The organism is Candidatus Doolittlea endobia (genome assembly GCF_900039485.1).
Taxonomy (GTDB): domain Bacteria; phylum Pseudomonadota; class Gammaproteobacteria; order Enterobacterales; family Enterobacteriaceae; genus Doolittlea; species Doolittlea endobia.
The window spans coordinates 319,878-346,123 of record NZ_LN999833.1; the positions used below are offsets into that span (position 1 = coordinate 319,878).

The 26,246-nt window shown below is 41.9% G+C and carries 13 protein-coding genes, 5 tRNA genes and 1 pseudogene; 8 read left to right on the forward strand and 11 right to left on the reverse strand.

Annotated elements, in window-relative coordinates; genetic code table 11:
* Positions 1–532: 532 nt before the first annotated feature.
* The gene (gene rho / locus A4A68_RS01150; RefSeq protein WP_067565634.1) at positions 533–1,792 is read right to left on the reverse strand and encodes a transcription termination factor Rho; all 1,260 of its coding nucleotides are present in this window, start codon (positions 1,790–1,792) and stop codon (positions 533–535) included.
* Positions 1,793–2,883: 1,091 nt separating this feature from the next.
* A complete protein-coding gene (gene trxA, locus A4A68_RS01155) occupies positions 2,884–3,210 on the reverse strand; it encodes a thioredoxin TrxA (protein ID WP_067565637.1) in 327 nt (108 codons plus the stop codon).
* A gap of 2,579 nt (positions 3,211–5,789) precedes the next feature.
* Between trxA and A4A68_RS01160 the strand changes: the two genes are divergently transcribed.
* Complete coding sequence (locus A4A68_RS01160; RefSeq protein WP_067565640.1) at positions 5,790–7,520, forward strand: potassium/proton antiporter; 1,731 nt, start codon at positions 5,790–5,792, stop codon at positions 7,518–7,520.
* Between the two features lie 939 nt (positions 7,521–8,459).
* Here the strand turns inward: A4A68_RS01160 and A4A68_RS03665 are convergent.
* The gene (locus tag A4A68_RS03665) at positions 8,460–8,678 is read right to left on the reverse strand and encodes a UbiD family decarboxylase domain-containing protein (RefSeq protein ID WP_231938061.1); all 219 of its coding nucleotides are present in this window, start codon (positions 8,676–8,678) and stop codon (positions 8,460–8,462) included.
* Between the two features lie 257 nt (positions 8,679–8,935).
* The gene (locus A4A68_RS03670) at positions 8,936–9,265 is read right to left on the reverse strand and encodes a UbiD family decarboxylase domain-containing protein (RefSeq protein WP_320409010.1); all 330 of its coding nucleotides are present in this window, start codon (positions 9,263–9,265) and stop codon (positions 8,936–8,938) included.
* A 567-nt stretch (positions 9,266–9,832) separates the two neighbouring features.
* Here A4A68_RS03670 and A4A68_RS01165 point away from each other — a divergent pair.
* Positions 9,833–10,480: a DedA family protein gene (locus A4A68_RS01165; protein WP_067565643.1), complete on the forward strand. Its 648-nt coding sequence runs from the start codon at positions 9,833–9,835 to the stop codon at positions 10,478–10,480.
* A 785-nt stretch (positions 10,481–11,265) separates the two neighbouring features.
* On the opposite strand, the gene A4A68_RS01170 is transcribed toward A4A68_RS01165, so the two are convergent.
* The 4 genes from A4A68_RS01170 to A4A68_RS01185 all read right to left on the reverse strand — a co-directional run bounded on the left by A4A68_RS01170 (position 11,266) and on the right by A4A68_RS01185 (position 12,376).
* A tRNA-Leu gene (locus A4A68_RS01170) sits at positions 11,266–11,347 on the reverse strand.
* Positions 11,348–11,636: 289 nt separating this feature from the next.
* Positions 11,637–11,709 (reverse strand) — tRNA-Ile (locus A4A68_RS01175).
* 498 nt (positions 11,710–12,207) lie between these two features.
* Positions 12,208–12,280 (reverse strand) — tRNA-Lys (locus A4A68_RS01180).
* 23 nt (positions 12,281–12,303) lie between these two features.
* Positions 12,304–12,376 (reverse strand) — tRNA-Val (locus A4A68_RS01185).
* Between the two features lie 227 nt (positions 12,377–12,603).
* On the opposite strand from A4A68_RS01185, the gene gltX reads away from it, so the two are divergent.
* The 4 genes from gltX (at position 12,604) to pfkA (ending at position 19,298) form a co-directional block, all read left to right on the forward strand.
* Entirely contained in the window at positions 12,604–14,031 is a 1,428-nt protein-coding gene (gene gltX / locus A4A68_RS01190; protein ID WP_067566536.1) for a glutamate--tRNA ligase, read from the forward strand.
* A gap of 87 nt (positions 14,032–14,118) precedes the next feature.
* Positions 14,119–14,191 (forward strand) — tRNA-Ala (locus A4A68_RS01195).
* Between the two features lie 1,364 nt (positions 14,192–15,555).
* The gene (gene tilS, locus A4A68_RS01200; protein WP_067565646.1) at positions 15,556–16,974 is read left to right on the forward strand and encodes a tRNA lysidine(34) synthetase TilS; all 1,419 of its coding nucleotides are present in this window, start codon (positions 15,556–15,558) and stop codon (positions 16,972–16,974) included.
* A gap of 1,361 nt (positions 16,975–18,335) precedes the next feature.
* Entirely contained in the window at positions 18,336–19,298 is a 963-nt protein-coding gene (gene pfkA, locus A4A68_RS01205) for a 6-phosphofructokinase (RefSeq protein ID WP_067565649.1), read from the forward strand.
* A 251-nt stretch (positions 19,299–19,549) separates the two neighbouring features.
* On the opposite strand, the gene A4A68_RS03085 is transcribed toward pfkA, so the two are convergent.
* Both A4A68_RS03085 and A4A68_RS03200 read right to left on the reverse strand, forming a co-directional pair.
* Entirely contained in the window at positions 19,550–19,765 is a 216-nt protein-coding gene (locus A4A68_RS03085) for a hypothetical protein (protein WP_158648173.1), read from the reverse strand.
* Positions 19,766–19,767: 2 nt separating this feature from the next.
* Positions 19,768–20,600 (reverse strand): annotated as a pseudogene (locus A4A68_RS03200) (phosphoribosylformylglycinamidine cyclo-ligase); the annotation flags it as partial.
* 1,226 nt (positions 20,601–21,826) lie between these two features.
* On the opposite strand from A4A68_RS03200, the gene A4A68_RS03470 reads away from it, so the two are divergent.
* Both A4A68_RS03470 and A4A68_RS01215 read left to right on the forward strand, forming a co-directional pair.
* Complete coding sequence (locus A4A68_RS03470; protein WP_158648174.1) at positions 21,827–22,000, forward strand: hypothetical protein; 174 nt, start codon at positions 21,827–21,829, stop codon at positions 21,998–22,000.
* Entirely contained in the window at positions 21,997–22,998 is a 1,002-nt protein-coding gene (locus A4A68_RS01215; RefSeq protein ID WP_067565652.1) for an AI-2E family transporter, read from the forward strand. The genes A4A68_RS03470 and A4A68_RS01215 overlap by 4 nt, the downstream gene beginning before the upstream one ends.
* A gap of 1,471 nt (positions 22,999–24,469) precedes the next feature.
* Here A4A68_RS01215 and tldD read toward each other — a convergent pair.
* Complete coding sequence (tldD, locus tag A4A68_RS01220; RefSeq protein ID WP_067565656.1) at positions 24,470–25,915, reverse strand: metalloprotease TldD; 1,446 nt, start codon at positions 25,913–25,915, stop codon at positions 24,470–24,472.
* Positions 25,916–26,246 lie beyond the last annotated feature (331 nt).

A 26,246-nucleotide genomic window follows, 5' to 3' on the forward strand; every position in this document is an offset into this window, starting at 1 on the left:
GAGTTTAACCAGAAAACTCTGGGTTAGAAATTTCTAGAGAGACAAGAAGAAAGAATTCTAGATGTAACAGTGAATGTGTGTAACTCCAGAAGAATGCTTGTAAAGGCAGTCATAAACTTTATGGACACTTACTATAAAGTGCCATGGAAAATTGCCATCTTGTTGAGAGTGCGTCACCTGCCCCTGTCCGATATAACAATAAGGATTAGCTTTTATTTCAACGAAACAAGCTAAAACGGAATGCTCTTAGCAACGGTCACCAAGTCTCAAATTCTGTGGAGAGAGCCTCTTGTTAAACTCTAAGATACTGCATTAAAACAATGTCCTTCTCGACGCCGTCGCATTTGCTTTTCTAATAAACAGCGAGGGTTTTTGATGAATCCAAATAGCGATCAGAAATGTCGTATTAAAAATGTGCCAACAAAATTAATTTTTCCTATTTTCCAATGTCTGTCTTTGACTCGTAACAATAGCCATTAAGTGTAGAAACGAAAACGCCACTTTTCACGTGGCGTTACACGAGTTTTGTGACTTACGAACGTTTCATCATAACGAAAAATTCTTCATTAGTTTTTGTCATCGCTAACTTATTTATTAAGAATTCCATTGCGTCGATTTCACTCATTGGATGAATAATTTTTCGCAGGATCCACATTTTCTGTAGCTCTTCTTGAATGGTGAGCAATTCTTCTTTACGAGTCCCCGAACGATTGTAATCAATCGCTGGGAAAACGCGTTTCTCGGCGATTTTACGCGATAGGTGCAGTTCCATATTGCCCGTTCCCTTAAACTCTTCGTAAATTACTTCGTCCATTTTAGAGCCAGTATCGATAAGCGCGGTAGCGATGATGGTTAGGCTTCCACCTTCTTCCACATTGCGCGCTGCACCGAAAAAACGCTTAGGGCGATGTAAGGCATTAGCGTCCACACCACCAGTCAATACCTTGCCAGAAGCAGGCACTATAGTGTTATAAGCACGCGCCAGACGAGTAATAGAATCTAGCAGGACAATAACGTCTTTCTTATGTTCAACCAGACGTTTAGCTTTTTCAATCACCATTTCGGCGACCTGAACATGGCGAGATGCCGGCTCGTCAAAGGTTGAAGCGATCACTTCACCTTTTACCAAACGCTGCATTTCGGTTACTTCTTCCGGACGTTCGTCAATCAACAGAACCATTAAGACACAGTCAAGATGGTTATAAGCGATGCTTTGAGCAATATTCTGAAGCAGCATGGTCTTACCAGCTTTCGGCGGCGCCACAATTAACCCACGCTGGCCAAGGCCTATAGGTGAAGCTAGATCTAAAACACGCGCGGTCAGATCTTCTGTGGAGCCGTTGCCGCGTTCCATGCGCAAACGTGAATTAGCATGCAGTGGCGTTAGGTTTTCAAATAAAATCTTGTTGCGTGCATTTTCCGGCTTATCATAGTTAACTTCGTTCACTTTTAGTAGCGCAAAGTAACGCTCTCCTTCTTTTGGTGGGCGAATCTTCCCTGAAATGGTGTCACCGGTGCGTAGGTTGAAGCGTCTGATCTGGCTAGGAGAAACATAGATATCATCTGGGCCTGCAAGGTAGGAGCTGTCGCTGGAACGGAGAAAACCAAATCCGTCCTGCAAAATTTCCAGCACACCATCGCCGAAGATATCTTCGCCACTCTTAGCATGCTGCTTGAGGATAGCAAAGATAATGTCTTGTTTACGCATGCGGGCCAGGTTTTCTAGCCCCATATCCTCGCCGAGGATTACAAGTTCTGAAACCGGCGTATTTTTTAATGCGGTAAGGTTCATAATGATAGTTTCTTAAACTCGGGATATATCTCGAACTGTGTGGATGGTATGGCAGCGTAAAATCGTGCCTGTCTATAGCATTGAATACCGCTTAGGCTGAGAAACAGCGACTTATGCAATATGAATAATAAGAAGACTAAGATTAATAATGCTGAACAATGAGTCGTGACTTAGATTTGATGATAATGGTTTATAGTCATATTCCATCTCATGATCTTATCATGTATCGTTAGTTTTATGATCAAGACACTTGATGTGGTACGTCAATTCAACTTATATCTCTTTAAGAGCTGTTGTCATAAGTTAAAGACAAGGATTGGCTGTTTTTAGGCAAAAAAAATGGCAAAGATAGCTCCGTATGCCTGAGATTTGATCAAATCACTCATGATACTGGCATGTCCTGAGTAAATTTTAACCATAAACATACTTATTCTTGGTACTGTTTGTAACAATAGCCTCTATATTGCCGAATTTATTTGTGCTTACTACATGATTAAGTGTTAATGATTTCTTGTAGCGTCTGTACACTTTCGCTCTAAAATATGAGAAAGGGCTTATTTTCTTGTTGCTATCATCGTCAAATTGTTAAACAGGCTATTATTATGTATATAATGGGCAATTGTTTACTCTGCCAGGAACCTGTTTGAAGTAATTTTTAAAATACACTAAATAACATAAGGCTACTTTAAATACATCTAAAACTATTCATTATCATATCGATGATAATCTGGTACATGTCTCGTTAAACGACTTAACGATGTAGCATTGACCTATCAATGCGTATGACCATTATATTTAAAACCATCTACAATAAAGATACACAACACCAATTTCGTCATATACTTTTTAAAGTATAAAAGTAATAAATCTGAGTTACGACACAAACAACAAATTAATTTAAATTTTGCCACTTGATACTTCGATGGTCACATTCGGTATTTTCTTACCGCAAGAACAAAGCTCAGATTCAAACTACGAGCGAGATCACAATGCAGTAGGTGCAAATTTAGCATGATTCTTGATAAGCGTCTAGCTCTCAATACGAGCAATATTTCTGAACGCCAGCGTCAGAAAAAGATTCGCAATACTGCTTACAGATTTGCGTTAAGAAACTCCTTTAACTGTCCTTTAGATAAGGCGCCAACTTTAGTGGCTACCGCTTCACCATCGCGGAACAATAACAAGGCTGGAATACCGCGGATGCCATACTTTATCGTAGTAGCTGGATTCTCTTCTGTATTCAATTTAGCGATGATTATTCTGCCGTCAAATTCATCAGCGATTTCTGTAAGAATAGGCGCAATCCTTTTACATGGACCACACCATTCTGCCCAGAAATCGACTAGAAATAGTCCCTTAGCCTCTATTATATTCTTTTGAAAGCTATCGTCACTAAGATAGAGAATCTTATCGCTCATGTTTTACTCCACAGGAGTATTGCTATCTATCCTTGTAGCAATACTTAAAAACAAGCTGATTTTATTGTATACGTTTATAACGAATGGCTAACTCTACCACACTATGAGAAAATATACTTAACAATTGCAAGCCATCAATTAATTATTGAAGCGCTTTAAAACTTTGACAACTGTACGTTCATTCAAGCGCTGACTTTGTTCATTTCGTTCTATCCACTCACCTGCCGTTTAAAGACAGCACACCAAGTAGCTCAGTTCCTGATCATGAAACCACCCGTGATCTGTCGGTAAAACTCTTCAGATTCCGCATATTAGTCTAGACAATCGACCTGAATGGAGTTAGCCTGCAACGTTGATATCTTATTAGGAACGCCGACAGTACGTAAATGCTAGATCAAATCACCTCAATATAAGCTATATAGGGATATAGGCTGTGCGTCTTCACTTTACAAAGATATCCGCTGACCCTGATACGCACTGTCGACGAATGTTTAAATATGCCGTTCTTCGCCATTCTCGCTTATCGGATACGCCAGTTAGCCTTCAAGGTAATATGCATACGAGCATGTTGTAGTACACTGCATATAAGAAGAATTACTTTATTCCTTTAACAAAGAAAAATAATGCGTTACTTCAAACGCTTGTTGAGGGGGTAATATCTGATAGGCATATTACTTCGCCAATACTAAGCACTACCAAGATATCTCAAACTACCCCTCACCGTTGATAAGCATTGCGTTGAATTGTTGACCGGCGATGTTTCTTAGAAACGGCGCTTATACATTTTAGTAATATTACCTATAGATATAGGGACGACGGATATAATACAGCTACTTGCTGATCATAGATTCTTTTTATGACTAATGAAACCAACGATTACGAATTGGTATACCCGTATCGGTTGCACCAAACACGACGGCTTCGAACGATTACGCCATTATCCAGTGTGCACAAAACATGATCTTAAGATAATCAAAAGTTGTATTAGCTATTAGATTTCCCTCAGTGTATATAAATACATATCCTCGTTAAATAAATAAATTTAGATGTAGAGATTCTCTGCACGAGGACTAGAGTTTTTATCCAAAAATCAATTGCAGATAGCATAAAGCTTAATGTTGCAGCCATTATCTTCTGTGATGTAATAAGGACAAGTCTTGCTGGCAACAATTGCATACGAAACGAGTTTTTGATAGTATTGAACTGATGCATGGTTCGTTTATAACGGGTTTTGGACTTATTAACGAAGCAACATATACTTAGCGGATAAATCTATATAATTTAAAATTATATATTAACATCAAAAATTTAACTTACAAACTATATTGTTTCCAAAATTAGATTGATGCATGACAAGGTAATTTGGTAAGCATGTCAAATGAAACCGCCAAACCAGGCGATAGGGTTCTACCAGATAGACTGCGACTTCATAAACAAAGCCGCTCAAGAAAGAAACGCTGCTTTATTTATTGTTAAATTTCATCTGCTAATATAGGTATGATCTCTATATCCGATGTAAGAAGAGGCTCTAGCTAAGCGCTTTTATTCCTGGAGACGATTGTTTCATCGTACTGAAACTCAACGAAGAAGTCATGCAAGAAGCGATATGCACCCAGACGTCGGATAGTAATTTATTTCTATGCAATGATTTGTTGGCTAATTGTTTGATGCTGTTAATACAGTATTATTATAGTTATATAGAATAAACTAAGCCTTGTAGCGCGAATAAGAAAGCTTGCAAGCACGATTAATAAAAACAAGTAACTTTTTCTATCCTAGTCATATTAACTCCATACGCTATATACTCTATAACAACTCTTCCTCTGACAGTCACATTTCTGCACACCGTCAGCCTGTATTCACCCGACCAGATAATCCGAGATACGGCACGTCTTATTTTACTATATCGCTCAGCACAAACTGGCGGATACAGTTGACGTTTTCCTGCGATTTATCGTAATTTTGTTAGAATGAAAATGTATTCATAACTACCTTTACAATGCGATCGTGCATACATCATGCTTGCATACGCTTTCGTGTTATTAGAAATAGTACAGCGCCTTGCTTCCCGCCAATATTGGCTGTGGTACTAACGCATCAACGGAGAGAGATACGAGTAATGCAACTGAAGTGGACAAAATATAATCAAAACCATGATATCTTAGCTGAAGTGCAGGTTATTACAGTGTTCTCCATGCCTGTAAGCGCAGTGTGGTGTCAGGCGACAACCAAGTATCTTTCAGTAGTAAAAGCCATTTTAAGCACGTTCCGATAAAAAGGGATTGAACGCCTTAAAACAGATTAATACTAAAAACGGCTTTTTTGTTGTAAGCAAAAGGGGTACTTTAATCAAGTACCAGCCAGGGATTTACCAAACTAAGACTGCCGCTGCTCACACTCTCGTCGCGGGTTCTGACAGACGACTCGTCAGAGCAGTATAATAAACTTCCTTCTCTTTTTAGGTAAAGGTTCCGACGCTTTCAGCCAGGCAATTGTGATAGGAATTTCGGATCATAACGCCTTTGCAAGATAGCCTAAAAAAGCAAGTTATAAAATAGAACATAAAAAGGAGACCGCGTTTGGACAGCAGCGCCATTATAAATTTGTTTATTATAGGTTCAATATTGGTGGGGGGGGGTATCTTACTCAGCGCCTTTTCCTCACGTCTTGGCATCCCTATTCTATTAATTTTTCTAGCTATTGGCATGTTAGCGGGAATTGATGGATTGGGTGGCATTGCATTTGATAATTATCCTATAGCCTATCTTATCAGCAACTTGGCGCTAGCGGTAATCTTATTGGATGGCGGTATGCGTACGCGAGACGCTGCCTTTCGCGTTGCACTCTGGCCATCGCTGTCTCTTGCAACGATAGGGGTCATTGTCACCGCTGGTCTAACCGGTATAGCCGCTGCTTGGCTTTTCGGACTGGATAAAATTGAAGGTATGCTTATCGGCGCTATTGTAGGTTCTACCGATGCTGCAGCAGTGTTCTCCCTGTTAGGAAACAAAGGATTGAACGAACGCGTGACATCCACGCTTGAAATTGAATCAGGTAGTAATGATCCTATGGCAGTGTTTCTAACAATAACGCTTATCGCAATGATTCAAAACGGACAGACCCACCTTGACTGGCTGTTTTTAATACATCTTATCCGCGAGTTCGGTCTTGGCGTGATCATAGGCTTATGCGGCGGTTGGCTGTTGCAGCAAATCATTAACCGAATTACATTAACCAATGCCTTGTATCCCTTGCTTGCGGTTAGTGGCGGTATCATGATTTTCGCCCTAACCACTGCGCTAGAAGGTAGCGGAATCTTGGCTGTCTATTTGTGTGGTTTTGTGCTAGGCAATCGACCGATACGCAACCGATATGGTATTTTACAAACTTTTGACGGTATGGCTTGGCTCAGTCAAATTTGCATGTTTCTAGTGTTGGGTCTCCTTGTGACGCCAAGTGATTTGTGGATAATTGCTATTCCGGCGCTTATTTTATCCCTATGGCTAATGTTCATCGCTCGCCCTCTATCTATTTTTGTCGGTTTACTGCCGTTTCGTAACTACACTACCCGTGAGAGAATTTTTCTTTCCTGGGTTGGTCTACGCGGAGCAGTACCGATTATTTTAGCGGTATTCCCAATGATGGCAGGCCTGGAGAATGCACGTTTGTATTTTAATGTCGCCTTTTTTATTGTTCTCATTTCTTTACTTTTACAGGGCACTTCACTCGCCTTTGCCGCTAGGCTAGCGAAAGTGGTTATACCTCCGACCGCGTCACCAATTGCCCGTGTGGGAATGGATATTCATCCGGAAAATCCCTGGGAGCAGTTTATATATCAATTGGGAGAGGAAAATTGGTGTGTAGGCGCAGCGCTACGCGATCTGACAATGTCTCCTCATACGCGTATTGCCGCTTTATTTCGCGATAACGTATTGTTGCACCCGACCGCTCATACCAGGCTACGTGCAGGGGATGTGCTTTGCGTCATCGGACGGGAGCGGGATCTCCCAGTACTTGGCAGACTATTCAGTCAATCACCGCCCGTTGCACTAGATCAGCGTTTCTTCGGGGATTTTATTCTAGAAGCCAGTGCACGCTTGCGCGATGTTTCATCTATTTATGGTCTGGAATTTGCCGGCGAAGTGGATAGTGAACTGACCCTTGGGCAATTTGTTATGACCTTGCTCGGAGGTGGAGAACCAGTAGTCGGCGATAATATCGTGGCGGAAGGTGTTGTATGGAGTATCGCGGAAAAAGACGAACATCAAGTTAGCAAAATCGGCATCAAGATTGCCGACGATCCAGTTTGAAGCACTATTACCCGTCCTCCTCCGGAGGAGGGATGGTAAGTGCAAGACCTATGCTGATGTTTCAACCACGACATTGTGCAATGGGCTTATTAGACGCAATTGGAACCAATAATTCGTCGTTCAATAATGATTTCTACTGCCTTATCGAATATCGAAAAGGCATCCTGATTTGTACAGAAACACTGCAGACATTAATTAACAGAATAGACAACCCTCGCCTTTAAATCTTGTTTCACTGCAACGGCATTTTGGCTGGGTTATTTAAAACATCTCTTCTCAAAAAGACTAAGTTAAAATCATTACCTTCACCTGTGGAATGCTCCCCTTCTGGGTTCCCCGTAAGTTTTTCTGTGCAAACTATGACTGCACGCAATTATGATGAGTGTCGTATATATTATAACTTTTGATTATTCTCTAAGATGGATACTTGTTCTGGGACAGCTACCCCGTTTCTCCCAGCCATTTATTTGCCGAATCCATGCTCATTTTGAGCCCAGTCCGGAAGTCTGGGAAGCAAAATCAAATAATCTATTAGTACATTCTCTATCAAGACGGTATCGCGTGCAGGGCCCTATTCGGGTGGTCACCGCCAAAATCGCGTCTTTCCAATTACGGCGTTAATATCATGATCGCACACAATAATGAATTTGATATACATGAATTGAAATAGACCAAATTCCATCATTACCCGCCTGGCCTAACCGGCATGTTACTTTTAATAGTTATTACCGCCAGTCGATAGGACCACCTTTCCTCACGATTTCAGGAAGCTGTTTTTGCAAAATTAAAATAAAGACTTCATTAAACGCTGCGCTTATTACCGCCGGTTCATCTGGCGGAAGACCCGTATAGGTTTAACGGTATAGCGCATTACGACGATGTGTAATATGGAGCTAGGAAGATATCGGTTTCATTGTAGCAACCCGCATAATCGCCATACTATCTTTCTATCGCTGTTCCGCTCGCTTCCAAGTAACCTTCTAGAACGATTTCGGCGCTAGCCGGCACGTCCAAATCGCAAAATATGCATTTTGCTACTTCGGTGTTTCTGCTGCTTAATAGGCATGCGAAAGCATGTTCTGAGAACGTGTCAAGTATCGGCGTTACTGCGACTAAGATTGTTGCCGGATCGGCATTGAGTGCAACCGCGACAGGCAAGTACTGACCAGTATCTTACTACGTTCATTCTTGAAAATCCAAGTACCGCCGCGCTGTAAAAGCCAGCGCATAATCATTTTATTTTTTTCTTAACACCTTCTTGTGATAGATACCAAGATTTTACCGTTCCTTATTTAGCTCTTGAGTGATCGTAAACCAACAGGTGATAAGCGGTACGGAACAGTGCATGACAATAATACGCACATTTCGCCTTGTCAGATTTGCTCTTTGACAAAGCGAAAAATGCAGTCGTTTTGTTAGTATGCAGTATCTGGCAATATTGAGGAGCCTGATCCAGCAAATCGCAAAAACTTTTGCGTGGTTCTGGCATTTTTAAAAGTCAGGAATTTGCTTACATTACTTAAAGTATTAATACTATCTTGACACATACTAAGCGCTACCCGTTCGGAAATACCAAACAGATTGTAGAGTATCGGCATAGTGCGCCCTTTCTGATTTTCAAACAGAAGCGCAGGACCACCAACGCGCAGCGCGCGGTCAACGTTTTCTGTCGTTTCTAAATAGGGATCGATTGATAAGCTGATTCGTTTTAATTTCCCTTTTTTATTTTTAACTTGTGACGACAGCTTCTAAAAGAAATCATTATTTTTTAGAAAAAAATCTTGCTTTAGTGAAAAAGATTGTGCAAGGTATCGAGAATATGCATGAATTCTAATTCTATAAAGCAAATGATTTTGCGTGACTGGTTAAGTCCTACAATAAAAAGACTATATATTAGTAATGAAACATGAGCATCTTTGCTGTTCAAAAAACAATTTCTCAGCGTATTGTGTAATTTACGATATTCTAATGTATGCCTGATGAAACGTTTCGACAGAGAGAATGTTGAGGTGTTTTACAATATATCTTATAGGTGTAGCGCGTTATCACTATCACTGCAATATTATCATCCTTGATATTCTTTTACCAAGAAACAAGGGTTTGATTCTTCCCAAGCCGCAAGCAGAAATGTGCTAACAAAATGAATTTTCCAATTTGTTTTAAAAAAAAGATGCATAACAAGACCATTGGACGGGTATATGACACTTTTCCCCAACCTTCGCATTATGGGCAGTTTATCTCCTGCTTCAAATGCAGGAAAGATTTCTCCGGCTCAGAAAAAGAAGCGTGCCGTCATTGGTTGAGAATACAAGATGGATATTTTTAAGGCACTGTTGCACGCCCTCTGGCAGCAAGATTTTAAAACACTTTCAGATCCAAGTTTGATTTGGGCTATTTATTTTCTAGTGTTTGTCATCCTTTTTTTGGAAAACGGCCTTTTGCCCGCTGCTTTTTTACCCGGAGATAGTTTACTTATATTACTCGGTGTGCTGAGTGCTAAGGAGACGCTGCATTTTCCTTTTGTTTTAGTACTTCTTACTGTCGCCGCTAGCCTGGGCAGTTGGGTAAGTTATCTACAGGGGAAATGGCTGGAAAACAACCGGGTAGTAAAAAGCTGGTTGATCCATTTGCCAGCCCGTTATCATCAACGGGCGCGCCAAATGTTTTATCGTCATGGGTTTTCAGCTTTGCTGATCGGTCGCTTTATCGCATTTGTGCGCACCCTACTACCGACCATTGCAGGCTTATCTGGCCTGAGCAGTACGTATTTTCAATTTTTCAATTGGATCAGTGCTTTCCTTTGGGTTTTTATCTTGACGCTGATTGGGTTCATCCTTGGAAAAACGCCTGTCTTTCAGCATTATGAAGAAGAAGTGATGTTATGTTTAATGCTGCTGCCGTTAGCACTTCTGACGATAGGACTGGTGAGTTCTGTGGTTGTAATTTCGCGTCGAAAATGACTTAATGATTCGTATAAAATGAAAACATCAGATTATCTTAATTTTCATGAAGTGCTTTCGCCTCGGTCTACTGGTTGCAGCTGTTCTGATGCAACAGAATGAAAATTATTGCTATACGCAAGTATAGAACGTTACCGAACGGTTTTGTTCTATATTAATACCTTAGAATAAATACAAAGGACGCAGCTGTTAGAAGATTCCGCAATGCTCAAAAATCGCCGCAACATCAGCCATCCTCCGTGCTTTATGAAGGAACACCTTACCCTATCAGTTTACCTAAGTGTTTTGTCTGACTGTCATGTAGAATTCACTTTTTTTGTTTTTTTGACTGGGTTATGTTTACTTTAATCCATAAGCATTAAAACTCTTCTAGCTTGTAATATTGACGACCTAACTTTACTAACTTTCTTAGCTGCACGGTACAGTAATCGAGCAGCTCACGCTATACCGCATACCGCTATAGATTACACTTTATGTCAAACAGGTTGAAGGCGCTAATAGCGTTCTGAAAATCTTATAGGAGAATAGCGTCAAACGGTCTCCGAGTTTAAAATAATTAATGGTTGGCAAGGGGGAAGAAGAAATAGCAAACCAGTCTAAGATGTTCAATGCGAGTATGTAAATTATAAGTAATACCGCTTATCCGTTGATTTTAATAAAACCGTATAAACTAGCCATGCTTTAGTCATTTAAAAGTTAAGTTGGTTTAAATGGCAAATCACATGACGAAGTGCTTATTGCAGATTTCTGTAAATATTTATTAACATCTATTGATGTTCGGATGATGCCGAAGGCCGGACTCGAACCGGCACACCACAAGGCGGTTGATTTTGAATCAACTGCGTCTACCTATTTCGCCACTTCGGCACAGAAGGCTAAGGATAGCGAGGTAAATGATACTGTTTACAGGTCCCAATAAAATGCTAATCCATTTTCATCTTAACTGTTGAAAATAGCCGCGTTCTTTATTGCAGCAACTGCTGGCTTATATTATCGATAGTGACTTAAATTTATTAATTTATCATCCTTGCTGCATCTTCTATACTCATTTTGTTATCGAAGCGATCAACTTAGTATTCTCTATACCAGAGAATCGTCTGGATGCAGGGATACTGTATAATCATGACAACAACTACTAATGCGGCATGAACTATAGTGGCCCCTGCTGGACTTGAACCAGCGACCAAGCAATTATGAGTCGCCTGCTCTAACCACTGAGCTAAGGGGCCAAGTAGCGTGGATTGTAAATGATGCTACCAACCAGGTCTATAGAGAAACCCATCCTATATGGAGAATTTATCGTTATTTTTTGATTAAAATTGTTAATTATCGGCACCGTGGACAAAGATAAACGAAAAGGTATAATGATATTATCTAGCGCGAATAAAAGATATACATGTTACTAGATCGTATCAATAATAAGCTGATATCTCAAGCATTGTTTGATGACCGCCGCTAGCGCGGCTGTGCCAGATCAAGCCTCAGTGTCAGTTATGTCTAGATAACGTTTTGTAATAGAGCCCAATGATCATTCTATAATACTAATGCAGTGCCTGTTTACCAATATTAGCTAGCCTGCACCTACCGCGTCTCATTAAGAATAATTAGACAATCGTTTAATTCCTCAATAAATCTAAATGCACAGCACATAACAATAGCAATGCTGACAGTATCGAGGTAGTTACGTAGCGACAAATCATTAATAATGAAGACAAAAATAAAAAGGATGGGTCGTGCAGGATTTGAACCTACGACCAATTGATTAAAAGTCAACTGCTCTACCAACTGAGCTAACGACCCACTTTCAAAAAATATTAGAACGATGGGTGATGACGGGATCGAACCGCCGACCCCCTCCTTGTAAGGGAGGTGCTCTCCCAGCTGAGCTAATCACCCCTGCTGTATGAAGTTACATTATAAGGAACCACAGAAATGAGTCAACGATTTTCCCCCTCGAATTTTATGTATTCGTATTAAATTGAGTCATCTTGGTGATCTTTCCTGAACAAAAACCTACCGGATGTGGACGGGTATTGAAAATACGCTCCCAAGCGGTAGACTATTTACTCACTTTGTTATGGGCGAGGACTTGTTCGCCTTGCATAATAGAGACAATGCAGGTAATGAAAATTAAAACTCGTTTCGCGCCAAGCCCAACCGGCTATTTACATGTCGGTGGAGCGCGTACCGCGCTCTACTCGTGGTTATTTGCCCGCCATTTTAGAGGAAGATTTGTACTGCGCATAGAAGATACCGATCTTGATCGTTCTACGCAACCGGCGGTTGATGCCATTATAGATAGTATGAATTGGCTCAACCTGGATTGGGACGAAGGTCCATACTTCCAGACGAAACGTTTCGTCCGCTATAACGCAGTTATTGATGATATGCTGTCTAATGGAACAGCTTATCGCTGCTATTGCTCCAAAAAACGGCTAGAAACGTTGCGTAAAGAGCAGATAGCCAGGGACGAAAAACCGCGCTACGACGGCCGCTGCCGCGATAGCCATGCATATCACGTCGACGATAAATCCTGCGTAGTACGTTTTCGCAACCCGCAGAATGGCTCGGTGATGTTTAATGATTTAATCCGTGGGCCTATTAAATTTAGCAATCAGGAACTGGATGATCTCATTATCCGCCGAATCGATGGGTCCCCTACCTACAATTTCTGCGTGGTGATTGACGATTTTGATATGGCAATAACTCACGTTATCCGTGGGGAAGACCATATCAGTAACACGCCGCGCCAAATTAATATCCTTAAGGCGCTTGGAGCACCAGTGCCGGCTTATGCTCATGTTTCAACTATCTTAGGCGATGATGGCAAAAAACTGTCCAAACGCCACGGTGCGGTAGGGATTATGCAGTACCGCGATGAGGGGTTTTTACCGGAAGCGCTGCTGAACTATTTGGTTCGTCTAGGATGGTCACACGGTGATCAGGAAATTTTCAACATCGACGAGATGAAACAGCTCTTTAGCCTTGAGGCGGTGAACAAGTCCGCCAGTGCTTTCAATAATAAAAAGTTGTTATGGCTGAATCATTATTACATTAATCATCTACCGGCCAGTTATGTTGCTACACATCTAGCCTGGCATATAAAGCAACAGGGAATTGATACTCGCACTGGACCGAAATTAGCGGTGCTTGTCAAGCTACTAGGTGAGCGTTGCAAAACGCTAAAAGAGATAGCGATTAGCTGTCGCTATTTCTACGAAGATTTTAGCGAATTCGATTCTAATGTGAGCAAGAAGTATTTATGCCAGGCAGCAGCTCCGGCTCTGGAGACGGTACATGCTAATCTGGCTTCGCTCACTGAATGGACGCCTGCTGCAGTACATACGGCTATTAAGCAAACAACCGAGGCACTTCAGGTTAGTATAGATAAAATCGGTATGCCCTTGCGCGTTGCAATTACCGGCGTCAGCCAATCTCCTGCTCTTGACATCACCGCGTATGCCATAGGTAAATCGCGCTGTTTAGCACGTATCATCCAGGCGTTGGATTATATTGCCTGCCGAGCGAGAGGAAACACCGATCAAGCCTGATTTGCCGGCTATGGTATATTTAGCGTTGACAGAGTATATTGGTGGTTATACCATGCTTCTCATTTACCGGAAGCGACATCGTGGTACGGGGCTATAGCTCAGCTGGTAGAGCGCTTGCATGGCATGCAAGAGGTCGGCGGTTCGATCCCGCTTAGCTCCACCGCTAAAAATCAGCCAAGGTCCTTTATAGGTGGACCGGAGGTCGATTGCTTAAGCAGAAACATTTGCTAGGCTACCTAATCGGCGGGTTTGTGTCAGACCGTTAGTGAGGAAACGGAATAGTGCTAGATAAGCGCAGCAATAACTTACCAGTGTCTTTTTGGTATCGAAAGACTTTATTCAACAGCAAGTTGATGGCTACCATTCTGCTCGCCTGTAGTGCTTTTTTATGCGCATGCCTAACCAAGAAAAATGGACAATATCTCCACCTTGGAAGCTGAAACTGCATAGACATATTTACTGCGGAAATTAGCGTAATGAGGCTGACATTGCCGAGACAATAATTGCGACTTAGAAACCGGTGAAGATACATTCTCCTAGAATTTTAAAAGGCTTTTTCTTCGTGCGGAGCGTTATAACTGATAGCTTAAGCAAGGACAGAGAATGAATGTATAGAACATATTCGAGCTACTACACGGCAGCGCCGTATCGTTATTATATAGGCATCTGATTCAGGTGGTGGTCTTTATATGGTATTCTATAATGCAGCTAGAACGTTATCAAACACAGCTTGCTGATGTAGTGTTGAGTGCATAATGTCGTGTTACATCAAACTTTATCAGTGTCACTACAAAGAAATAACACCAAAACTATAGCAGTATGATGAGTGTTTAAATCAAATTTAAAGTGTAGGCCTACTTATTTTCATTTATTTTTTGCTTAAAAAGCAACCAGTGTCTGTCTTTAATTCATGCGGTAACACTGTTAAACAAATTTAATGTAGCCTTTTATATAACTGATACATGGCTTGTTCATAAAGTCTTGTTTGAGTAAACTAGCGATATGGTAAACAAAAATATACTTATCAGATAGAGTGGCATTTCTTAAATTGACGTACTCGCATCATAATCTGTCAATATTGTCCGGATGTTAAACTGATATCTCCAGTGCTCAATTGAGCAATAGTGATCAATGCCGAATGCGGTTATTGTAAGAAATGATTAGAGGAAGAGAGCTGTAGGGACAGCGATAAGTTTGGCCTACACAGCGCGTTTAAATTAACATACAGATTGTAAAATCAACGCTGAAATAACTACAACATTAGTCACGTTAATAACCAAATAAAAACGAAAACCTTAACATATGCTTAGCCTACACTAGATGTTGCTGTATTGCTGTTATCGCGAGCAATTATGTGCGTAGCAAAACTTTGCAGAGTTGTTGATGTCTCTTCCCGACGCAACAATACTGTTTGGTCGGCCATTGCAGCGCTTATTGATTCGCTAGCGTCGCTGGCAAGATGATGTAAATCAATCCGCAAATTTACTTACTTTACCAAGCTCGATCAATGCCAGCTAGGACTACATGGAACCTGACGCCAATCAAGTGCAGATGTTACGCCGTCGCGTCGTTGCCTGCGTCGCGCCTTACCGATCTTTGCTTCTGGCATTCAGTGGTGGTCTAGATTCTACGGTATTGCTGAATGCCCTCGCTGCGTTACGCGATGGCGATGGCTTCCAAGGTGGTGATAACGTCCTGGCGCTGCGGGCTGTACATATCCACCATAACTTGAGCCGCCACGCAGATGAATGGACTGCGCATTGTGCGCAGGAATGTCATCGGCTTAATGTCACATTTACTGCAATACATGTTACTGTTGACGCTACGTCGGATGGCATTGAGGCGGCGGCGCGCAGCGCGCGTTATGGGGCGCTAGCGGCGGCGCTGACACAGGATGAAGTGTTGATTACCGCTCAACATCAGGACGATCAAGCAGAAACGTTGCTGTTGGCGTTGAAACGCGGTAGCGGGCCTGCCGGTTTGTCGTCAATGGCGGCAGATGCGCCATATTTAGGACATCGTCTAGTGCGCCCATTACTGGGCTTTGGTCGGTGGGAGCTAGAGGCGTATGCCAAGGCGGACAAGTTGCACTGGATTAAGGATGACAGCAATACTGATCTGCGTTTCGATCGAAACTTTTTACGTCTGCGCATCTTGCCACTTTTGCGGCAGCGCTGGCCGAAGTTTGCTAACGCTTTATCTCGCAGCGCGCAGCTTTGCGCCGAGCAAGAACAGCTTCTCGATGAACTGCTATCGGAAACATTGGCCGGTCTCATCGAACCAGATGGGTCGTTACGCTTGACGGCGCTCACCACGATGCACGGAAGCAAGCGAGCAGCCTTGTTACGTCGTTGGCTGAAGAGTCTCGGCGTAAAAATGCCTACAAGGGCGCAATTATCTCGCCTATGGCAAGAAGTCGCGCTCAGTCGACGCGATGCGGTTGCACAATTGAAACTTGACGGCTGTCTTGTTCGGCGCTTTCGCGATCATCTTTATATCGTGCCGTGTTTCCCGCCGCTTACAAACAGTAAGGCTGTCTTTCCCTGGCCATGGGAAAGCGCACATCTTGTGTTGCCATCTGGTCTGGGCAAACTCTATCGACGCCAGGTTAATACTGGTAGCACAGCAACGTTGCTGACTATTGTGCGCGCACCATTTCCTGGTGAACGAGTGTCGGTGCGTTTTAGTCCCGTGCATGGTAAATTATATATTGTAGGAAGGCGCCGAGGCCGAACATTGAAAAAAATCTGGCAAGAACTGCACATCCCTCCATGGCGGCGTAGTCGCACACCACTACTGTTTTATAACGATCAACTAATTGCGGCGTTGAATGTCTTCGTAACTTGGGAAGGTGCAGCGCGTGAGGATCACGCGCAATGGCAGATATTTTGGCAATCCGATAATAAGGAATTATTCTGTACTGACCTACCACGCGATACCTAAATTTTGGGTAGTAAAACTGATAATACGACCCAGTTTCTTATATAAGACTTGCCTTGACGATCACCAAATACTCACGCGCCTTTTCGATATCATTTGGCGTGCTACGCCAGTTATTATTTTCCCCTTACAGAATATAAGGGCTAACGCCCAATGGCAGGTGCAGGTACAGACAGGTACAGGCGAACTTAAGATTATCGTAATTGTTGCAGTCGCATTATATCTTAAGCCTGCCGAGCAGCATATGTTAATTAATACCATTAATTAATTGCTAGTACCAAGAATCTTGACCGTTTTCACCATTTCTGAATTGGTAATCTCAAAAGCGTCGCCTGTGCACATAAACGATGTATAGCAGCCATCAAAATAGATGAGCATAGCGACTTCTCCGACTCGGAGGCATGTTGACCGAGACATAGTCCGCGTGCGGCTTATGGTTCGTGACCACTTTAGGGCAGCTATTGCTCGTTTTTTTAGAATTAATGATCTTACCATGCATTATTTCTACTTTTGAAAGCAAATAATATCGGCAATAGATAGATACTATGGATTTTAGTAACAATCTACGCTGTGCTCCGGCTTGATTAAATTTAATCACTTTTACAGCCTCGGTTGCCCAGCAGATGATCTACAATCAACTCCTTGTCTAGAAACCATGCATTGCCATATCGAAGATAATCTAGTGTATGTTTGACCCAAATACAGCCTGCAGAAGCAGTGTTGAGTTTTCAATGCTGAATGACATCACATTGTATGCCATTGCCTTCACTACAACGACATCGATCTTCGCCATGTGCATATTAAAAATAGAAGGATTTATAACCCATGATAATTGTATGATGTATTCTAATACACCACGATTAGAAAATATAAGTCATGACGACTAAAATTATTTGTTTTTCAAAATTAAGGTATGTATCACTATATACAAAGCATACTAGGCCGATTTTTAAAATTAATTGCAATACATCGGCACTACACGTTTCGGAGATAATAGTGCCATTACGTTAATGTTGTCTAAGGGTTTCACTGACAGTATAACATTTTCAATGTAATATATACAAAATGTATATAATACCTTTATTCCCAAGAACGCAATCAGCGATTAAGGAAAACGAAGTTTTTTTATAGGAGCAACTATGAAAGTTGCATTAAATCAGAAGCGACCATGCACATTTTACAGTATGATAAAATCTACAGACGAAGTATTTATTAGGTAAGTAATGAAAGTGGCCTGACATGAATCAATTTAGCTTTAGCGGTTCGCTCTGCTCTGTCTTCATAGACTCCGACATCCGGGTAGGAAAAGCAGTAATAAACATACGTATGTTCTACAAGCAGTATCCTAAAGTTCAGAGGTGGTCATGATTAAAAAAATTGGTATACTGACAAGCGGCGGTGATTCACCAGGAATGAATGCAGCCATCCGGGGCGTAGTACGGGCCGGACTTTTTGAAGGCCTGGAAGTCTACGGAATTTATGACGGATACCTCGGCCTATTTCAGGATCGTATTGCGAAACTGGACCGTTATAGCGTTTCAGATATGATTAACCGCGGCGGCACTTTTTTAGGTTCTGCGCGTTTTCCGGAATTTCGAGAGAAAGGTACTCGCGCTATCGCGATTGAAAACTTAGCCAAGCGTGATCTAGATGCGCTGGTGGTAATCGGCGGTGATGGATCCTATATGGGCGCAAAGCGTTTAACCGAAATGGGGTTTCCCTGTATTGGTCTGCCGGGCACGATTGATAATGACGTGGCTGGCACAGATTATACTATTGGCTACTTTACCGCGTTGGAAACTGTTATCGAGGCCATCGACCGGCTGCGTGATACATCTACATCACATCAACGTATTTCTATTGTCGAAGTTATGGGCCGGTATTGTGGCGATTTGACCCTGTCAGCCGCTATTGCCGGTGGCTGTGAATTTATCATATTGCCTGAAGTAAAATTCAAACCGGAAGACCTGGTCTACGAAATTAAAGCAGGTATCGCTAAAGGGAAAAAACACGCCATTGTCGCAATTACCGAACACATCTGTAATGTTACTGAGTTAGCACAGTATATTGAAAATGAGACGGGACGAGAAACTCGCGCCACTGTACTTGGGCACATTCAGCGCGGCGGCAGCCCGGTAGCTTACGACCGTATTTTAGCCTCTCGCATGGGTGCCTATTCTATTGAGCTGCTGCTGCAAGGCTACGGGGACCGTTGTGTCGGCGTGCAAAATGAGCGACTGGTACATCACGATATCGTCTATACCATTGAAAATATGAAACGCCCTTTCCGCAGCGAAATTCTGGAAACGGCTAAAAAACTCTTTTGATTTTGTCGCTTGTTTTGCCCTCGGCTCTGAGGGCAAATACCTGAAAACAAGTACTAAAGATTACTGCACCAGAGCAATGCTTGCCTCTCTTATAGCAGACGATAACTTCAGCATTACGCTCAATGCTATACACTCCTACAATATCTTTGCATTTAGAGTCATTTATTGCTAGATCGAAGATGGTCCGATGTATGATCCGCCTCGATAGCGAAATTGATATCCTGCCTGACAAAGGTAGCGGAGAATATGTATCAAACCGACAAGAATGCTCTAATTGCCGGTGGATCACTATCGATCAGGACGGCGCCTTTATAACCGTCCGTAATCAATGCAATTAAGTGTTTCATTAGCGAATAATTATCCTGATACTTTTTGTTAGCAACCTGAATGTAGTCGAGTGCACAAGCAGTTTTGCCAAGATCAGCCAAGATAGTAGCTAGCGCTTTGTCGTCGCTATCCGAGGGCACGTGCCAAGAACGCAATTAAAAGTAACGGTACGTTTCATAGTGGCTAATATTGCCGGCTAGCTGTATCCAGTGGAAAATAGTTGTGCCAGCTGTTTCATGAATCACTGCCTGGATACCAGCCGGAATAACTTTGGGATTTTTCCCAAAAGCCACCATCAGTCAAATATGCAATAGCATGTACTATAATCTGCGTGATAGGAGATAAAACCGTTTTGACGTAATACGCGTCGGCAATAACAAACGGTCCGCTAGCGATTTGCCTTTGATCTGCATTTGTTCAGAGTCAGTCTTACTGAAAGATAAAACTTTACGTACAAGTGAGTAACCGTTGGAGTGCAGGCCACTTGCGGCCACGGTCAGCAGGGTATCGCCAGCTTGCATTTGCACCTGTCGATGATGTCTGATATTTCTGCCGTTTCTCCACCGACCAGCGCGCTGCCAGACTGTTTACGGCCATCGGCGATACCGGTTATCACCGCAAAAGCGGTATCAATATCTAGTTTGCCGGTAGCATAATAATAAAGGGAAAATAGTGGTTCAGTGCCCTGAACCACTAGGCCATTCACACACATTACCATCAAGGCAATACCGATAGTATCGTGGCGTTTTAAATCCATAGACGCAGTCTAGTCCCGACGCCATCTGTGCTTGACATTATAATCGGCTCGTGATACTTCTTTAGAAGAACGCATAGGGCGCCGAAGCCGCCTGATACCCAAATTGCTTCTGGACGCGTAGTCTGCTTCACAACACTTTTAATACGGTTTACTAATGCGTTGCCAGTATCAATATCCACGCCTGCGTCTTTGTAATTGAAAAAAGTTTCGTCGGTCACTGCAAGACCTTCGCTGTTGATCAGCATGGGTTATACAGCGTGGCAAGCGTTTGTTTATAAGAGCTATTGAATTCGCGCTAACCTTTTATTGACTATAGTAATCCGCTAAATCTTTGATCATGATTAGGAATTTATACGGTACGACAGAAACAAAGTGACAGTCTTGCAACGAGTTAAAGAATTGCATGGGCAATTTAGGCACCGTCAAGACGTATTCAGGACGTACTGTATAGAAAAACGTTCCATTCTAGAAATAGCCTAGGATTTAAAACGCAATAAACAATCTATTATCCTTCGCGATACTGCCTTATTTGTTTTCCGACAGGAAGCAAGGGCGCTATCCAAATAGCGTTATATCTTACGAAAGTATACCACTATTGTGGCTTTAGTTAATCAGGTTAAGTTTCATTAACAGTAATTTTTATAGTGTTCATGTTTTTCGCTCTCAAAAAAATGAGAAAGAATTCGTTTATTGTGCACTTTTAGATATAAAAGCGCAATTTTCCATGCGCTGCGTATATAAATCATCATATGCTACCAGCAATCTGCTTTAACATAATTTTTTAAATGCATTAAACAGCATGGAAATTAATTTCCATATTTTTTACAGGTTTTATGTCTTGTTTTTCGGCTCGTTTAATGAGGAATTGCCAATCAAAGTGTGGCTTTTCTAGCAAAATCCAGACAAAATCGAGATCTTTTAATAGCGACACTTAAAATGTATAGCCACTTTTGTTGTGTCTAAGAAGGTAAGTAATGTTTTTCGTTAGCCCATGAAAACCGCTCTTAATACTTGTGCAGTATGCCTTTATTCAAAGACTTTTATGACTATATCGAAAATAGTCTGATATATGTCTGGTTGAGCACCGTAATAGTAAAATAAACTGGAATGTTTTCAAACATAGATACGGTATAACATTTAGTTTCTGATGCTGCATGACTATTACAGCGAATTATGTTGATTTTACCATATATTTCGTCTGTTTTATTAGCATGCTAGACAATGGTGAAAACGCTATTTGTAGAACTAGTCTATCAGATTCTCTGCGTTGGACTGGAACTGACAGTTTACTGGTTAAGCTACAATGTCTACCGATTTAATCATTACTTCGATTTCTTTTTTGTAACGCATTGCAACACGGCCGTTGCCACGGTGAACAATTTGATCATTGTTCTTATCGGCCTAAGATTTTCCTCCGACTATTAATTCTATAACGCTTTCGGCAATGGCGAAAGCCAAACCTAACGGCGTGACAACCACACGCAGTGTAAGTGATTATCTTGCTCTTTATGGGAACGATGACACTGCAGTTGAAATTGTTGGTGCTATGATTATCACCTACGCTGTTTGCTATTCACACAACGAAAAATCTGTTAGTAATAAAAGGAAAGAAGAATGAGCGTAAGTGAGATATGGCTAAAAGCAACCTCTTACCTGTTAATGTTTCTTTTTATCATACTGATAATACCGCTACATTTATTTCCCTGCTTTATCGCTGGCTTTCTAGGGTATGAGGTAATTATTTCCCTGACTCCATGGTTTGAACGTCTAGTGGGTAGTGTCCGTGCACGTTTGGTTGTTGTAACGCTGATTGCTGTATTTGTAGTTATTGTAATGACGCTGAGTATCGTGAGCCTGGTAAGCTTCTTGACCTCTGACATCCAGCGCGGTATTGATATTACCACCGAAATCAACTGTATTTTTTCCGACGTGAAGAACCGAATACCTGATTATCTTCCATCATTCTTTCCCGGAAACGCAGAAGAACTAAAAGATCAACTTTTTACTTTAGTTGAGTCTAATCTAATTATTATCCGAAATATGGGCCGTTCTTTTCTGCACGGACTGATAACCGTTTTTATCGGTCTTATTATCGGCGCGGTAGTGTCTTTAAATAACCCATCAGGTCGTAACACTTATTTTACGCAGCAGTTACTAAAGCGCCTGTATTATCTCTCTGAGGCGTTTCGCAATATTGTTTTTGCCCAAATTCAAATATCGCTGATCAATACCCTTTTGACGTCGATGATGATTTTGGTGCTGTTTCCGCTTTTCGGCGTTCATCTTCCGTTAGGTAAAACGCTGATTGTGGCCACTTTTATCTTCGGCCTACTGCCGATTGTCGGTAATCTTATTTCTAATCTCATGATTATCATTTCAGCGCTCTCCATCTCCTTAAGTGTAGGTGGAGTGATGGTGCTGTACCTCATTTTGATCCATAAGTTGGAGTATTTCCTCAATGCCGAGATCGTCGGTAGCCGTATCAATGCTAAATCTTGGGAGCTACTGCTTACAATGCTTATTTTGGAGGCAGCGTTCGGTCTGGAAGGATTAGTAGCGGCGCCGATCTATTACGCTTATCTGAAAATTGAATTACGAGCGCTAAAACTGATTTAATCCGGTAAGTGCTTGTGCGCATGTCTAGCGCCTCTCCCCGATCTGTCATAACCAGTGGAAAGCAGGTTAACAACAGAGAAGCTATCAATTTAGTACGCGATGAGTTGCAGTTTACTTCGGAAATAAATTTACCTGTTATGCCGATATTACCCAGTTGATAAACGACATAAATAAAGACCTGTGCAATCCTTGTCGACATTATACTCGGCAGTAACTGTGGCGATCTGCAGCGCGATAACAACAGCACATTGAATGAAGTATTATGCGACTATGATTATCAACATGATAAATGCACTCTTAACTTCTCTGGTCACACAAACATATTCGTCGAAAAATGACTCTTTCCTGATACTCGATGCTCAGTTTAAATATGTAGATTTCGCACATCTGAAATAATAGATGAAATCTTTAATTAATCAAATTGACTGCGTAATGACCGATAAGTAGCTAATAAAGCTAAACGCGATGGCACGCAGCATCAGATACAACTGCTAATTAGTAACGATTTGCTATTCCAAGCACTACTTTTATCGATATCTATCAGTCTGGGTGACGATCAGCTCTATGTTATCGATCATCTGCTTTGGCCAATTATTTAATTGCACCACATAGGCTAATTGCTAGTACTCTTTTCGATATTGGGAGAAAATATCTGCTTCATGTACATAAATCCAAGTAATACTACTCTAGGTGCATTTTCAAAATAAATAGCTGCTTCCAAAAAGACCTTATAAATATTCATGTATTAGATCATGTAAAAGTATGTTGAATTTGATCAACAGTATTAATAATTACTGTATTTGTATATATTCTTTACGTTGGTCTAAATAACCTAAAGTAAATATTATCAGAAGTTCGATACACCATGTTAATAAAATGTCTTTGCGAAAATGAAGTACGAAACGCGTCCTTTTTCTGGGCAGCATTCAGATGCAATTGGCTGAAATCTTATAGTGACAACACTTAAAATGTACGCATCCGGTTCTTTTAATATCGTAATTTGGATTTGCTGATAGCAGTCTACAGTCATCTACTGATCTTATAGAGAAGTACTTGGTCTGTATCTATTACCTATCAGCCACTTTATTACTAACGATTTCCAGACGATAATGCGTTGACTTATTGCTGACGCGGTATTCATTATATGGCTGATCCTGTATCTTTTTGCAAAAGATAAAGCGCAGCGATGATGTGGTTCACGGCTTATTTACGCAATCTATGCGATCAATTTCTACTTAAATTATAAGTGCACATTAACTATTTGATGAGGTGATTTCAACAAGATAACAGATTAAACTTTCGGTCAGAACAGCGGAAGACATACTCGGCAGGGCAAAAGGCGTCTAGCTTGATAATAGCGAGTACTCAGGCCGCCTATTACTACCGGTTGCAATAACACATAAAGTCGATGGTATTCGACGCTTGGGAAGTTTGCTATGCAAGTTAAAGTGACTTGTGGTACTGATAGAACTCAGGCAGTCCCCCCAACAGTAATTTTATCAAGTTTTAACGTCGGCTGACCCACACCCACCGGCAGTCTTTGGCCCTCTTTATCGCAAACACCGATCCCTTTATCTAGCGTCAAATCGTTACCTACCATCGAAATCTGCTGCATCGCTTCAATGCCAGAACCGATAAGCATCGCCCTCTTTACCGGTGTGGTAACACGTCCATTCTCAATCAGATAGGCTTCCGCTGTAGAGAAAACGAACTTTCCAGAAGCAATATCGACTTGTCCACCGCCAAAATCGGGCGCGTATATTCCCCGTTCCACGCTGGCGATAATTTCTTCCGGCGTTGATTGGCCTGACAACATATAGGTATTAGTCATACGCGGAATCGGCAAGTACGCATAAGATGCGCGCCGGCCGTTACCAGTAGGCGTAACTCCCATCAGACGAGCATTAAATTTATCCTGCATATATCCTTTCAGTAAACCATTTTCAATAAGGATTGTATATTGTCCCGGCACACCTTCATCATCGATCGTCAACGAACCGCATCGGCCGGAGAGTGTGCCATCATCAACCACCGTACATAGTTCAGAAGCCACTCGCTTGTTCATTTTTCCACTGAATACCGAGCTGCCTCGGCGGTTGAAATCACCCTCCAAGCCATGTCCTACTGCTTCGTGCAACAACACGCCCGGCCAACCTGCCCCGAGTACCACCGGCATGACACCGACGGGGGCAGCAGCAGCGGACAGATTCACCAAAGCCCTCTTCACAGCTTCTCGAGCCCAGATATCGGCCCGTACTTCGCCGTCAACGTCTTCGAGAAAGAAATCGTATCCAAAACGGCCTCCGCCACCGCTGGCGCCGCGTTCGCGTTTACCGTCCTGAGCCACCTGCACGCTAATGGACAGACGCACCAGTGGACGTACATCTGCTGCCAGCGTGCCGTCCGTTGCAGCAACCAAAATCTGCTCATAAATCCCTGATAGACTAGCCGTGACTTCCTGCACGCGTCCATCGGCATCTCGCGCTGCTTTATTTACCCGATGCAGCAGCGAAATTTTCTCTTCTCGCGGCAGGCCGCTAAGCGGGTCTAGTTGTAGGTGCAGAGAGCGATAGGTTACCTCGTCCAAAGTTTGCACCCAGTCGCTGCCAGATTCGTTGACAATACTAAGCGCGGCCTTTGCGCTCTGATTCAGAGCCGCGAGAGTAATTTGGTCGGCATAAGCAAAACCAGTTTTATCGCCGATAATCGCCCGCACGCCCACGCCCTGATCAATATTATACAATCCTTCTTTAATAATACCGTCTTCGATTACCCAGGCTTCATGATAAATTGATTGGAAATAGAGATCGGCATAATCCAGCCGCCACGCGCTCATCTGCTCTAATAATGAAAAAAGATGTTCATGCTGCAAATGATTTGCAGAAAGTAAATTCCCACTGACTAGCGTCAGACTCATAGATGTGCACTCTTAAATAAATAAATTCGACCCCGTAAATTCAACTCTATTTTTACAACACAACTGCTTAAATCCAATAAGGCCATATAAACTGGCATACAACGATTATATAAAAGGTTATATTTCTTAACAGTGTAATGATTTCTGTAGCTTCTGCAATCAGAAGAATAAAATAATAGTGAGCACTATCCTTTTTTGAGGACAGCGCATCTCCTATGCCAAAGGATAATTATATCCTACTCCATCATCTTTACTACAACAAGGATAGATCACATCACGTAATTTTTAAAAATAAAAGGATAAAATTATAAATCATAACCCAATGCTCAAA

Excerpts from the sequence above, each read along its gene's own strand:
- rho (WP_067565634.1), bottom strand. The coding sequence starts at position 1,792 with ATGAACCTTACCGCATTAAAAAATACGCCGGTTTCAGAACTTGTAATC.
- trxA (WP_067565637.1), bottom strand. The coding sequence starts at position 3,210 with ATGAGCGATAAGATTCTCTATCTTAGTGACGATAGCTTTCAAAAGAAT.
- A4A68_RS01165 (WP_067565643.1), top strand. The coding sequence starts at position 9,833 with ATGGATATTTTTAAGGCACTGTTGCACGCCCTCTGGCAGCAAGATTTT.
- gltX (WP_067566536.1), top strand. The coding sequence starts at position 12,604 with ATGAAAATTAAAACTCGTTTCGCGCCAAGCCCAACCGGCTATTTACAT.
- tilS (WP_067565646.1), top strand. The coding sequence starts at position 15,556 with ATGGAACCTGACGCCAATCAAGTGCAGATGTTACGCCGTCGCGTCGTT.
- pfkA (WP_067565649.1), top strand. The coding sequence starts at position 18,336 with ATGATTAAAAAAATTGGTATACTGACAAGCGGCGGTGATTCACCAGGA.
- A4A68_RS03470 (WP_158648174.1), top strand. The coding sequence starts at position 21,827 with ATGGCGAAAGCCAAACCTAACGGCGTGACAACCACACGCAGTGTAAGT.
- A4A68_RS01215 (WP_067565652.1), top strand. The coding sequence starts at position 21,997 with ATGAGCGTAAGTGAGATATGGCTAAAAGCAACCTCTTACCTGTTAATG.
- tldD (WP_067565656.1), bottom strand. The coding sequence starts at position 25,915 with ATGAGTCTGACGCTAGTCAGTGGGAATTTACTTTCTGCAAATCATTTG.